Genomic DNA, 13118 nt, shown 5'->3' with positions numbered 1-13118 from the left:
AATAACAAATACACACAAGACTTATATTAAGGGGTAATCATGACAAAAAAACTTAGCTTTAGAGAAAAAGCGGCTTATGGTGTTGGCGATCTTGGTAACGGCTTCACCTTTGATCTTGGTCAAGCATATTTGCTAAAATTCTATACCGATGTTTGCGGCATTAGTGGTGCGGCAGCTGGTGGTGTATTCCTATTTAGTAAAATTTTTGATGCCTTTATGGATGTTTTGGCTGGCTCATATATTGATAAACGAAAAGCTAGTAAAAATGGCAAATACCGCCCAGTTATGATTAATTCGGCATTTATTCTTGCAGCCTTGACCGTAATTACCTTTATCTTTCCAGATGTCTCAGTTCAAGGAAAATTAATCTACGCCTATGCTAGTTATATGATTTGGGGACTTTGTTATTCTATGGTTAATATCCCCTATGGTTCACTTGCAGCAGCGATGACGCAGGATGTCAATGATCGTACGCAATTAGCATCATTTAGACAGGCTGGTTCACTGATTGCCTTACTAATTACTGGCGTAGTTTTTATGCCAATTGTATTACTCTTTAATGATAATAAAATTGGCTTCCCAGTAGCTGCTGCGATAATGGGGGTATTAGGAATAATTTCTCATTATACCTGCTATAAATTCACCAAAGAAAACATTACCCCACCCGCAAATGAGAAACTTCGTACTCGTGATCTCTTAGGTGCTCTAAAAGGCAATAAGCCGCTTTGGATTTTGATTATTATGTCTTTATTTACGATTTCTGCATATAATATCAAGATTGCGATGCTAGTATATTTCTGTGAATATAATTTGAATGATGTTAAGCTTCTTGCAATTATTAATTTCATTATTATCGGTAGCTCGATCTTGTCAATATTTGCCATTCCACAAATGGTAAAAATCTTCGGTAAAAAGCAAAGTATGCTAATTGGCTTCGGGATTAGTATTACTGCAGACATCATTAATTTTTTTATTCCTTCAAACCCGATCAGTTTTACAATTCTTGCAAGTATTGCATTTATCGCAATAAGTATTCCTAATGGCATAGTCTGGGCACTGATTTCTGATATTATCGATTATGGCGAATGGAAAACAGGTAAGCGGGCTGCTGGCGTTACCTATGCTGCTTTTAGCTTTTCGCGTAAAGTTGCCCAATCAATCTCCGGATTTTCGGCAGGTCTTGGTTTGACATTAATTGGCTATGTACCCAAAGCTATCCAAAGTAGTGCTTCACTGGCCGGAATTAAGGGCTTACTACTATTATATCCGGCAATAACCATTGGTATAGCTGCAATAATCATAACTTTATGGTACGAATTAACCGATGATCGCTGTCAAGAGATTGTACACGAAATTGCAGCACGCAAACAATTATCAGCAAATTAAAAAGTAGAGGAATTAAGATGACGAAAAAAGTAGCAGTAGTTACTGGTGGAAGTGGTGTACTTGGTAATGAGTTTTGTAAAGCTCTAGCTTATAATGGCTATAAAGTAGCGATTATTGGACGCGATAAAGAGAAATCAGCTGATCTAATTAAAGAGATCGAAGCAAATAATGAGATTGCAATTGCAGTTAGTGCCGATGTTACTGACCGCAAAAGCCTAGAAGATGCCGCAGAATTTATAGAAAAGACACTTGGTAGTTGTGACTTACTTCTAAATGGTGCGGGTGGAAATCATCCTAAAGGAACTAGTAGCGAAGAGTATTACTCAGAAGATATTGCTAATAAACCAGATGCTACCAGTTTCTTTGATCTTGAAGCAGATGGGATTGATTTTGTATTTCGTCTTAATTTCATGGGTACCTTATTACCATGTCAGGTTTTCGGTAAGCAAATGCTTAATAAAGCTGAAGCGACTATCATTAATATCTCATCAATGAGTGCATTATGCCCGCTAACTAAGATTCCTGCCTATAGTGCAGCGAAAGCAGCAATTAATAATTTCACCCAGTGGCTAGCGGTACACTTTGCTAAAACTAATATCCGGGTAAATGCTATTGCCCCAGGATTTTTTCTTACCCAACAAAACCACAAATTATTAAAAACTGATGAGGGGAAATGGACTAGTCGCGCAGAAAAAATCATTACTCATACGCCAATGGCTCGATTTGGTGAAGCTCACGAATTGGTTGGTACCCTACTCTGGCTAGCGGACAGTAAAGCTTCCGGCTTTGTAAATGGAGTTGTAATACCAGTTGATGGTGGCTTTGCCGCATATTCTGGAGTCTAAATATCTAATATCTATTACAATATAGATAAATTCTATTCAATTAAGGGAGATATCTCATATGAGTGGCGGAGATAGTATCAGTTTAAATGATCATGACTTCCTTGAACTAATAATTAATTCGTTCAAGAATTTTGATCAGGTTATCCGTGGCTGGTGCACATTAATTAGGGGTACCGATTTGTCAGTAAAATACGCAAGCCCATTATACATAAAAGTGTTTCACCCAGAAAAAAATGATAATTTTGAATTTGTGCAGACAAATCCAAAGCATTTACAAGAGCAACAAAATATTGATCTTAATCAGGTAATAAAAGAACGAAAAAAAGTTAGAAGCTTTGCAATTACTGAATTTGACGATAAATTGCAGCCGTTCTCATTGGAAAAGTCGCCAATAATCAATCCTGCAACTGATAATGTTGTCGGGATATTTTGTAGTTATCGAACGCTTTCATTTATCAGTATGCAGTTACAAATAATTAGAAGCCTAGGAGTCTTTGACTGTGATTACAGTATTGATATAAGTAAATATAAATTGACTACACGTGAAAAAGAAGCAATATTCTTATTCTTATCTGGACTTAGTAGTAAGGATATTGCTTTCACTTTATCAAAAATAACTGGACGAGATATTTCAAAAAGCACAATTGACAGCTTATTTCGAGATCAACTATTTGTTAAATTTGAAGTATATAACCGTGATGCTCTTTTTGCGAAATTGATAAGGCTCGGTTTTGATCGCTATGTACCTACAGATTTGTTGCCCAAAGTTGAAATGCCAGTTTCGGAGTTGATCGCTTATTAAAAAAGGACACCAAAATTCACTCCAAGTGCGTTTTGGACATAATTATTCATCAAGTACTGGCTTGAGCTAACACCAATATCTGGATAGTTTACATTTGGAGAGTTCATACTATTGCTAAAGTTATAATTAAACTGGTAATACCCAATAATAGTAAATTTTTCTGCAAAATTCCACTGAATTGCTGGAGTAGCAGTAAAGGTATAAAGCGTATAATTATAATGCCCAAGACTACCATCAGATGAATTTGGAACTACAGACTGATGATCACCTATATTGAAATTTAAATCCAGTGCTATTTTTAGTTTTGCAGGAATTAATATCATTTCATTTTTAAGCCCAAATGAATAATTATATGCAGGATCTTCGATAATGAACTGCTGAATACTATTTTCATTAACAGCAAGCAACTGATTAGTATATGAAAATCCAACATGCGGAATAACATTATATTTACCATCGATCAAAAATGCGTATCCACCTGTTAGTCCAAAGCTACTTGCCGATGAATTATTATAAGTTTTACTAACACTGCTATTGTTGTTGTTATCAAAATTAAATGACAGTTTTGTCGCTGCCAGAAGATTAAGCCAAACTCCATTATTAAATAATGCTTGACCATTTGCATTCAGATTTGATGCCCAATAGTTACCTGGCGAAGAAATAACGGCTATCCCCGCAGAAATGTTATTGTCAAATTTCTGGAAAGGACTCGATTCATTTGCCATTGCCTCTGAATAGGGAATTAATAAAGCTAGAGGACTTAAATAGAGTAATCGCAAACTAATCCAACCTCCGATAAACTAAATGGTGTTTCCTGATAAACACAGTAATTAAGCCAATTGGCAAAAAGTAAGTGCGCATGTCCGCGCCACAAAGAAGCTGGTTTTTTGCTAGGATCATTCGCAGGGAAATAATTTATCGGCATATCTATGGTAAACCCTTTACTCAAATCACGAAAATATTCGTCGCTAAGGGTCATAGTATCATATTCAGAATGTCCGGTAATAAAGACCTGGCGATAATCAGAGGTTGCTAGAAGATAAACACCAGACTCATCAGATTCAGCAAGAATTCTCAGCTCTGGATGTAAGAGAATATCTTCTCTTTTTACCTCAGTATGGCGCGAATGAGGAACCCAAAATACATCATCAAAACCTCTTAATAATTTACTTAACTGATGATTTACTTGATGCGGAAATACCCCAAACATTTTTTGAGCAAGATTATATTTTGGAATTTTATAGTGATAGTAAAGCCCAGCTAATGTTCCCCAGCAAATATGTAAACAGGAAAATACATTATGCTTGCTCCACTCCATTATTGAACACAATTCGTCCCAAAAATCAACTTCTTCAAAATCAATTTGCCCCAATGGTGCGCCAGTAATAATCATACCATCAAATTTATCATTCTTAATATTATCAAACGAATTATAAAAATTCTCTAAATGCTCATTGGCAGTATTCTTTGACGCATGAGATTGCGGATGTAAAAAAGTAATCTCAATTTGTAGTGGAGTATTCCCTAAAAGACGCAAAATCTGCGTTTCAGTAACAATTTTATTTGGCATTAAATTCAGTATTACTATTTTTAATGGACGAATATCCTGATGCGCGGCCCTATCCTCAGACATTACAAAGATATTTTCTGAATTAAGTATATCTGTAGCTGGTAAATTATTAGGTATTTTTACAGGCATAATCTAGCTCCAAATTATAAAATTGCCATAAAGGGAGTTATTTTCGCACAAATTCATGAACCAGCAGATAATAATGACCTTTAGACCAACCTTATATTACTACACTGCTAGTATTTTTATCCAAACATAATCTTAGCTACTAACGCGAACTCGGGATAAGGTAATGTGAATAAATAAAAGAATCCATCATGCTCTAAATTGTTAAAATGGTATTATAAAAAACTCGGTCGTAAACGACCGAGTTTTTTATAAACGGATTATTTGCTACTACTGCAAGCTATTTTAAACACTTACAAGCTAAATAAAGTGAGATTAGAAACTAACCCTTGCTTTATCAAGACATAGAAGTTAACCAGCAACTAGCACTGCAGGGGCATCACCACCAGCATCAACCTCACCATCAGTATTGGTAATATCCGTATTACGCACCCTAATTGCTGCAAAATCAAAGCGTATCATAGAAAGCTTGCCACCAGAGTTTATTACATTGCCAGTAAAATTATAAACGCCACTATTAGTCTCTAAATCTAGCCCATATCTTTTAAGATAAGTAAATGTACCATCTTCACCATAGTTCTGAAGTGAATGGTATTCATTAATAGTCGCTACATGCCAGCCAGTAACACCACACATTGTCATATGATTATAATCTTGTACAGTTTTTAATAGTGCAGAATATTTACCACTAGGAATAAGGGTTTTGAACCAGATTTTACCCGTGCTATTATCTTTAACACATCTTGGATCAGATTTAACATCTTCAAATGGAACGCTTGGACGCTCTTTACCACGCTGGGTTTCACCATCACTACCAGTTACACCAAAAGGATTTGTTTGACCAGTTTTCCAGATTGTAACAATTGGCTTAACTGTTGAGTCATGCCGTACTGGTAGCAAATACGAACCAACACCCAAAAAACTTAATGGGAAATATGGAATATTTTCATGTAAACTAAAAACAATATACCTTCCAGCCTGACCAAGCGTTGATGAAAAAAAGCCAAACCGATTTAGTCCGGCAACATTAGGACCGTTATTATCAGCCAACCATTGAGGGAAATTACTGGAGCTATAGTTAACCAATGATTTTAGTTCATTAATATTTGGTAAAACCCAATCGCTATAGTCACAGAAATTTTCTTGATTAAGAGCTTCAATGCTATCCATAGCTTCTTTTATAGTACGAATTGGTTTATTACTAATATCAGAAAGGGGGTCGGTAGGCCACATTAGACCAGTAATTTTATCTAAAACACATTTTCCGTTCCTAACAAAATCAGCTGGACGATTGTCCCCAACTACGGCAAAATCCCTAAATTTTATATTTAGATCTTTATTAGATAGCGATAAACCGCCAGTACTTACAAATGATGCCTTACGACTTTCTCCTAGCAGGCTATAGTCCGTATCGGTCAAAATATCACAAGTCATTTTTTGATAATCTAGCGTGCATGAAGGATTATTCCATATCAGACCATCAGAATTAATATCAATGCTATGAGCTATCTTTACTTCATACCCAGGCATACCTGGATAACCGTCATCAATACGAAAAGTAGTAGTTAATTTACTACCTGGAAACACATCGTCTAATTGACCAATTGCACCTGATACGTGAATCAAATTTGGCATTTGATAAACTACTACATTTTTTGTATCAGTCCCAAGCTTGATACTATCAGTATCATTAGCATTTCCGTAACCATAGCTGATAGTCACATCTTGTTCTTTTAACTCCTGCTGACCTACACTGCTATAAGCGTGGCTAAATTTCACTTGACAGCTATCACCTTTAGATAGCTGCCTACTCTGACAATTGGTGTCATCAATAGTCCAGCCATTAGAACTAGTAACACTGATATTTTTGGCAATCCCATCTCCTGTATTAGTAGCTTTATAGCTAAATTCAATAGTATTATCTTTATGAACCCAGTAACCACTGACATCCTGAGTCTGATTACCACTAACTTTATCAAACGAAACAACAAGACTTGGCTTACTCGGGCTAACTGCGGCATACTCAACTACACTTGTGGCAAATTCACTTGTCGCTGAAATGTCGTTATTATTAAGCTTAATAACCTGTAGCCTCAAGCTACTCATCATGCTATTTACCATGGTAGCTTTAGGGTCATAGTTTACAGATAATTCACAAGAACTTTGTGGTGCAATAGTTAGGCATTTTGCCGGATCAGCAATAGTAGCATCCGGAATAGCTGGCGTAAAAACCGGGCTACCAAGAGATATGCTATACTTACTGTTATTTTCGATTTTGATAACAAAATCTTTAGGCTCTCCAGCTATTGTTTTTAGCTCAATTTTATTCCCATCATTTATCTGAATAAGGCTTGCTGGCGTAAAAGGAGCGGAATAAGATAGCGCCAAAGGATAGGCAAGTGAGCGCTCGGTATCAGTTGCATCAATATAGCTACCAGTAGCGGTAATATAAAAAATGGCTGGGTTAGCTAATTGAGTCATCGGCTTATAACTGATAGTTATGTGGCATTCTTCACTACCATCACTAGCTATACTTATCTGATTACCCTTGCATAAGCCAGCTGGATCAGCCGCAACTGTAAAATCACTATTACTATCGTGTGATAACTTAATCGCAGAGAATTTAATATTTTTGGCTTTGAGGATAAAGGTTTCGCTTACTTCATCATGGACTACTGAACCTTCAAAAATATTGCTTGGTGGATTATCCCATTCCAATGCTGGTTCATCACGATTTATTATATGCATGAATTGCTGCACCAGCGTTCTTTTAGCCGACGTATAATCGTGCGAAAGCTTAAGGATACTGCTGCCATTGGTGCTCACACCATTATAACTAATCTCAATATTACAGTTACCATATGCGGCAAGATCTGTACCACAGCCAGCTGGCAATAGGGTTACCCCAGCGGCAAGCTTTGATGAATCGATAGTAATTCCCGTTGCTGGCTGATTACCTATATTGACAATACTGATTACTGATTTTACAGGAGCAGAACCGGGTTTAAGCTCGACATCCTCAGGTACAGACATTAATAAAAAAGGCGTGCCAGATTTACTAATAAGTGATTTACCAGATACTTCTACATCACGATTATCTGCTGTTACTGCACTTAGTTTGCTAAGTAACAATTCATCTTTACTTACCTGACCATCCTTATAATAAGTACAGCTACTACCAGCATGGTAGCCATTGCGACAGTAAAGAGTTCCCTCACTAACGCTTACTTTATTAAAATCTTTACCAAAATAAACTGGTACTGCCAGATGATAGATACCATTATGACTATTTACCGTACTTAGAAATGAATAATTAATCCCATTAGCGCCGCTTTTATTCTGATCACTAATTAGAAAGCTTTTGATAGTATGTTGTTTGTGACTACTATCCTCAACTACTGTAGTTAATGTGTAGCTCGCAGTATTATTTGCCGGGAAATTAAGAATAAATCCACATTGCGAGTGTCTAGTAATGGTGCTACAATTATTTTTATCCAACGTTGCTAGAGCTTTATTTTTATCACTAACTAAAAGTGGAGAAAGTGTTGCTGAAACTATTTGGTAACTATCATTACTATCATTATGCAGACGGATAATATAATTACTGGGAGTTGCCACCTTGGGTATAGCAGCGAATGTATCAAAATAAACCTTGCTATCATTTGCTGTAGTTGTTACATCAGGTACTTCAACTAAAGCACCTTTTGCTCCTGGTGCTGCAGAATTACATGCAGCAAGCACAGTACCTACAAGTACAAATAGTAATATATTTTTCATATACCTTCCTCAAAACATTTGAAAATAGATTTTAAATCAAGAAGCTGACTGTATCTACAGAGATGATTATATAGTTTTACCCTGCAATTTAAAACCCGCTTAAAATTACACATGTATCTTTACCCCCTATTTATTTAGGGGTGTAAAAATAGAATAATTGATTGGGTATAGGGCTTACTTATACTTATAGCTCATAAATTAAAGCATAAAAAACCCAGATCAAAAATCTGGGTTAACATGATTGTAAAATCTTGTTTAAATCAAGCACCCCTTAGACAGTAAACTTAACAACTCTATGCTGTTTAAGATTAGCATCGCTTTTTGGTGTGATCGTTACATCAAGAGAATGTTCGCCTTTAGGAAAAGAAGCAGGTAATTTAAGAACTGTACATTCTTTCAAAGAACCAGCCGCTACATCACAGCTTAATTTTGGATCAGGGATACCTTTAATTGTAGCAGATACAGTAATCTCAGTATCTGTTTTAGATACCAGTTTATTTAGCCCAGCATGTTCTACATCTAGAATAACATTATTACCATCCATTTTAGGTGTAAGAGTTAAACCTTCTGCTACATTGGTAGAAATTTTTACTTCAACCGGATTGGTAGTTTTCTCTTCATAAGTAGTTGTGGCAAGGTTTTCATAGCTATATGGTAAAACCAGATTATCAGTAAAATCAGCACCATTTAGCATTCCGGCTGCGAAATACTTCTCTTTAGGAATATTTACCGAAACATCACATTTATCATCTTTTGCGAAAACTCTTGAAGTTTCACCAATTGGACAATTAGTGTTATCTATATCAATTGCAAAAGATGAAGAAATTCCACTGACTGCAACATTGAAATTATTAGCCGCCCCAGGCCCCTTATTTTCAAAAGTATAGTGTAATGATACCTTTCTACCACTAAACATGCCAAAAGAAATTCTCGTTGCAGCAAACATATCATCGGCGTCTACAACAAATGAGCCACCTAAATTACCCTCGTAAGGGAAAACTATTGGACCCACTACTGTAATATTCGGCGCATCAGCAGCATCTGCTTTCGAGAATAAATTAGCTTTTAATTCGAGATCTTCTCCTGCGCTACCATTAGGTCCTGAAGCTGGTACAGTTATTGCAATATCTTTGATATTATGGTCTACTTTTGGCGCAAAGATAGCCCCGAGTTTACAACTCCCGCCATTAGCGTTCAGAGTTGTTTCACATCCTTTATCCAAAGTAAATTCGCCAGCAGTAGAAGCCACATTAGTTGAAACTTTTGCCGCACTAAGTGTTGAAGCATAGTTACTTACATTGGTGATTGTATAATCATGGCTGACTGAAGTACCAGTTTTTGCAACAAAATTATGCCCTAATTCTGGCGATACCTTAAAACTAGTAAATGCATTAAGCGCTGAGTAAGTAATTGGAGTAGCGGCATAGATTGTTTTATCAGTAGTAGTTTGACCTTCTTTTGTCGTGTATTTACCAGTAACTGCAAGATTGGTATTACCTGAATTTACCGCTTGTGGATTATATGTAACTGTAATATCACATGTTTCGCCACTAGCTAGTGCACTTGGACACAAACTATGACTAAAATCAGGAGCATCAAGTCTAATCTGAATGCCAGTCAAGGTTTTATCACCACTATTCGTGAGGGTGTAAATAGCTGTTCGCGGCTGATCTCCGATCACCATACTGTTAAAATCTGGGTTACCTTTAGGTGTAAGCTCAAGTTTGGTATCTAGATTTAGCGCATCATAAAATAGTTGGGTACTTGCAGATTTACCTCTATTATATTCAAACGTAAGGCTACCGCTAACACTTACTTGCTCATCGCTATTTGTTACGCTCACCGGAATAGCACAGCCGGTACCACCACCAAGTTCTGTACCGCAAGTATTAGTCGCACTGAAGCCTACTGAGGTTTTTACATTGATATCTGTCGCTGCTACATTCCCAAGATTATAGGCAATTACGCTAACTGGATCATGTGCTGAACCATCTTTTTTTGCAACGATATCTGCTGGCTGAGATAATAAAACTTTCGTATAATTCATATTAGCACGCACTAAAGTATTTGATTTTAGTAGCTGCTCTTTAGTACCATCTTTCTTATGCGTACCCTCGATATTGGTCGCAACTAAAGTCTTATCGGCACTGATAGAGCCATTTAAGATATAAGTACATGAAGAACCTTTGGATTTACCTTCACAATCAAGTAAACCATTACTTACTTTCATCGCTGAGAAATCATCATCGAGTACCACAGGTAATGCCAAAGTATAGTTAGACTTTTTGTCTGCGACAACTTCACTAATATCATTGGTAAAGTAAATACTATTGTGTGATTTAACTTTATCGCTAATACGGATTAGTTGGCTTACTACTTCTTGCTTACCATTAGCCGATAAGGTCGCTTTGATGATGAATGCAGCAGATTTATCTACTTGTGGCGTAATTTTGATCGCGCAGTAGCTATTTTTAGCAACTTTTTCGCATAGATCACGATTAACGCTAACTTTATCAAGCGCACTTCTACCAGTTAGTGGATCAATCACTTCGATTTTATCCAAGCTATAGTCATTTGCCGAGCTATTAGAGATACGTAAAGTAAACTGATGCCCTACACCAGTTAATGGAATGGCTGCCATTGGCGAAATGCCAACTGGTGACTGACGAACTTCAGTTGCCGTCTCAGTAGCAGTTGATGAACCAGCCGAGCTAGTCCCAGAATTACAACCAGCAAGAATAGATGCTGAGATAACTAGTGAACTAAGTAATAATGAGATTTGATTTCTTTTCATGATTTCCCTTTTTTATGTTTTGTTAAACTAATTTAGCCAAAGTTAGTCAAGCTACTGCTTAAACTAAGCTTTGATTTGCTACGGGAGCTATTGTATGAAATTCCCCCAGATTTTAAAACCCGCATAAAATAACACAAATAGATTTACCACCCAAAGAATTTGGGTGGGTAAAAATGTGGTTGCAAAATAGATTTGCTAAAGCTAGGAATTGATTAATGGATGTCGATTTTACCTGCTAGAAATACAAAAATCACCTGTCTTAGGTGAATTTCGATACTTATAGTTGTCCAAGTATGACAATTATAGCTAGCTAAATTAGGTTGGAATTAGTTTAAGTCAGTATGATAAACTTCTTTACGATGAGCAATTCGAACAACAAGAATTAATAACTTTTGCTCTTCAGGTTGAAATACAATTCTAAAATCACCTATTCTGAATCTCCAGAAATCTTTAAAATTTCCAGTTAACTGTTCAGCAAATAATCTGGGATCTGCACCACTATCCAGCCGAACTCTCAACCAGGAAAGAATCTGCCGGGCATGCTTTGGATCGAGTTTTCTTAATTCTTTAGCAGCTTTCGGCTTAAACTCAATCTGCCACATGAGCAAATTCTTTCTCTAATTCATCAATGCTAATTGAGCCTTCATCTTGTAAGGCTTTATGAGCATGATAATAATCTTCCAGATCTTCTAGCATTCTCAAAATATATGGTTTTACCAGTTCAGTTTTAGTTGTATGAAGTTCATGGGCAAAATAATTTAATTTTTGCTCCAATTCATTATCTAGTCTGATATTCATTTTTTATCCTCAATGATTTTTGTAACACAAACGTATCACACAATTATTATACTGCATACATCCAGACAAATACAATGTATTTCTTTAATATTTTGGCGCATCTCCTCATATGATGCTGACTAATTAATTTGAAATGTGCTACTATTATGCTATATTATTGTAAGGAAATTACCATGAGCTTTCACTCAATTAAAATCGAAGATGAGCTTTATACTGTAGCCAAAAGGCATGCTATTGCTGAGCATAGATCAATATCTTCACAAATTGGGTATTGGGCTAAGCTTGATAAGTTAGCATCAGAAAATCAAGATTTACCCGTAACATTTATCAAAGATATTCTACTTGCTCAAAACTTAAAAGAAGATGCCGAGCTATTTGAATATAGAGCTGAACAAATATAAAAATATTTAAGTGCTAGTTTGCCCTGTAAGATGGGTTAATCGACTGACATTGACTTACATAATGGATTAAAATATTCTCATTAAAAGGATTGATTAATGTCAAAGACATTATCGATAGTTGATTATATACACGAGCTAAAAGAAGCTGGTTTTACTGATAAGCAAGCAGAAGTTCAGGCTAAACGCCTAGAACAAATTATCGCTGAAGTAAAAGCTGATATAAAACAAGATCTAGAAACAAAAGAACTTGCTGATAAAGGTGATGATATGCTATTAGTTAAGCGGGATATTAGTGAGGCTGAATTACGCTTAACTGCTAAAATTGAGCAGTACCGTTACGACAGCTTAAAATTTACGGTATGGACAGGAATAACAGTAGTAATTACCATAGGCGGTATGCTCGCTAAAGGCTTCCATTGGTTATGATTCACCAGTTAGTTAGGAAAACGGTCTAATAAAAAACCACTTATTAAGTGGTCTTTTTTTCTAGGAAAGCTAAACATGCCGGTGTTTAGATTTCTGTTTTGCGTTTTTAACTGCTAAGTGTAGTAAATAAAAAGCCCCAGCAATAACCACTACATTTAGAAAGATTAATTTAAGTAGTTCCACCTTTTTGTTC

11 protein-coding genes are annotated in these 13118 nt (G+C 36.1%); 5 read left to right on the top strand and 6 right to left on the bottom strand.

What is annotated here, in order from left to right; genetic code table 11:
• The first annotated feature begins 39 nt into the window (after positions 1 to 39).
• From CUN60_RS06360 to CUN60_RS06350, 3 genes are read left to right on the top strand one after another with little or no spacing between them, the layout of a single operon-like run.
• Positions 40 to 1386 (top strand): glycoside-pentoside-hexuronide (GPH):cation symporter, encoded by a 1347-nt coding sequence (locus tag CUN60_RS06360; RefSeq protein WP_102951230.1) that lies wholly within the window; start codon positions 40 to 42, stop codon positions 1384 to 1386.
• 17 nt (positions 1387 to 1403) lie between these two features.
• The gene (locus CUN60_RS06355) at positions 1404 to 2231 is read left to right on the top strand and encodes an SDR family oxidoreductase (RefSeq protein WP_102951229.1); all 828 of its coding nucleotides are present in this window, start codon (positions 1404 to 1406) and stop codon (positions 2229 to 2231) included.
• A 58-nt stretch (positions 2232 to 2289) separates the two neighbouring features.
• Positions 2290 to 3033: a helix-turn-helix transcriptional regulator gene (locus tag CUN60_RS06350; protein ID WP_102951228.1), complete on the top strand. Its 744-nt coding sequence runs from the start codon at positions 2290 to 2292 to the stop codon at positions 3031 to 3033.
• Here the strand turns inward: CUN60_RS06350 and CUN60_RS06345 are convergent.
• The 6 genes from CUN60_RS06345 to CUN60_RS06320 form a co-directional block, all read right to left on the bottom strand.
• Complete coding sequence (locus tag CUN60_RS06345; protein ID WP_158649317.1) at positions 3030 to 3758, bottom strand: hypothetical protein; 729 nt, start codon at positions 3756 to 3758, stop codon at positions 3030 to 3032. The genes CUN60_RS06350 and CUN60_RS06345 overlap by 4 nt on opposite strands.
• Positions 3759 to 3793: 35 nt before the next feature.
• Positions 3794 to 4732, bottom strand: a complete 939-nt coding sequence (metA, locus tag CUN60_RS06340; RefSeq protein WP_102951226.1) for a homoserine O-acetyltransferase MetA — start codon at positions 4730 to 4732, stop codon at positions 3794 to 3796.
• Between the two features lie 348 nt (positions 4733 to 5080).
• Positions 5081 to 8506, bottom strand: a complete 3426-nt coding sequence (locus CUN60_RS06335; protein ID WP_102951225.1) for a DUF1566 domain-containing protein — start codon at positions 8504 to 8506, stop codon at positions 5081 to 5083.
• 271 nt (positions 8507 to 8777) lie between these two features.
• Positions 8778 to 11300: a choice-of-anchor D domain-containing protein gene (locus CUN60_RS06330; RefSeq protein ID WP_102951224.1), complete on the bottom strand. Its 2523-nt coding sequence runs from the start codon at positions 11298 to 11300 to the stop codon at positions 8778 to 8780.
• Positions 11301 to 11626: 326 nt separating this feature from the next.
• Positions 11627 to 11902, bottom strand: coding sequence for a type II toxin-antitoxin system RelE family toxin (locus tag CUN60_RS06325; protein ID WP_102951223.1), 276 nt, complete (start codon positions 11900 to 11902; stop codon positions 11627 to 11629).
• Positions 11889 to 12098 carry an anti-toxin gene (locus CUN60_RS06320; RefSeq protein WP_102951222.1) on the bottom strand — a complete coding sequence of 70 codons (210 nt, stop codon included), beginning with the start codon at positions 12096 to 12098 and terminating at the stop codon, positions 11889 to 11891. Before CUN60_RS06320 ends, CUN60_RS06325 begins: the two co-directional genes overlap by 14 nt.
• 173 nt (positions 12099 to 12271) lie before the next feature.
• On the opposite strand from CUN60_RS06320, the gene CUN60_RS06315 reads away from it, so the two are divergent.
• Positions 12272 to 12499 (top strand): TA system antitoxin ParD family protein, encoded by a 228-nt coding sequence (locus CUN60_RS06315; RefSeq protein ID WP_102951221.1) that lies wholly within the window; start codon positions 12272 to 12274, stop codon positions 12497 to 12499.
• Between the two features lie 96 nt (positions 12500 to 12595).
• Complete coding sequence (locus CUN60_RS06310) at positions 12596 to 12925, top strand: hypothetical protein (protein WP_102951220.1); 330 nt, start codon at positions 12596 to 12598, stop codon at positions 12923 to 12925.
• The last annotated feature ends 193 nt before the right edge of the window (positions 12926 to 13118 follow it).

Origin of the sequence: Aquella oligotrophica, assembly GCF_002892535.1 — a bacterium.
GTDB lineage: Bacteria > Pseudomonadota > Gammaproteobacteria > Burkholderiales > UBA11063 > Aquella > Aquella oligotrophica.
Note: the sequence above shows the minus strand (reverse complement) of the source record. Positions and strands in the feature narration are given on the sequence as shown.

What these genes read in the sequence shown, in the direction of transcription:
- CUN60_RS06310 (WP_102951220.1), top strand. Translation starts at nt 12,596, where the DNA reads ATGTCAAAGACATTATCGATAGTTGATTATATACACGAGCTAAAAGAA.
- CUN60_RS06330 (WP_102951224.1), bottom strand. Translation starts at nt 11,300, where the DNA reads ATGAAAAGAAATCAAATCTCATTATTACTTAGTTCACTAGTTATCTCA.
- CUN60_RS06355 (WP_102951229.1), top strand. Translation starts at nt 1,404, where the DNA reads ATGACGAAAAAAGTAGCAGTAGTTACTGGTGGAAGTGGTGTACTTGGT.
- metA (WP_102951226.1), bottom strand. Translation starts at nt 4,732, where the DNA reads ATGCCTGTAAAAATACCTAATAATTTACCAGCTACAGATATACTTAAT.
- CUN60_RS06325 (WP_102951223.1), bottom strand. Translation starts at nt 11,902, where the DNA reads ATGTGGCAGATTGAGTTTAAGCCGAAAGCTGCTAAAGAATTAAGAAAA.
- CUN60_RS06360 (WP_102951230.1), top strand. Translation starts at nt 40, where the DNA reads ATGACAAAAAAACTTAGCTTTAGAGAAAAAGCGGCTTATGGTGTTGGC.
- CUN60_RS06350 (WP_102951228.1), top strand. Translation starts at nt 2,290, where the DNA reads ATGAGTGGCGGAGATAGTATCAGTTTAAATGATCATGACTTCCTTGAA.
- CUN60_RS06315 (WP_102951221.1), top strand. Translation starts at nt 12,272, where the DNA reads ATGAGCTTTCACTCAATTAAAATCGAAGATGAGCTTTATACTGTAGCC.
- CUN60_RS06345 (WP_158649317.1), bottom strand. Translation starts at nt 3,758, where the DNA reads ATGGCAAATGAATCGAGTCCTTTCCAGAAATTTGACAATAACATTTCT.
- CUN60_RS06320 (WP_102951222.1), bottom strand. Translation starts at nt 12,098, where the DNA reads ATGAATATCAGACTAGATAATGAATTGGAGCAAAAATTAAATTATTTT.
- CUN60_RS06335 (WP_102951225.1), bottom strand. Translation starts at nt 8,506, where the DNA reads ATGAAAAATATATTACTATTTGTACTTGTAGGTACTGTGCTTGCTGCA.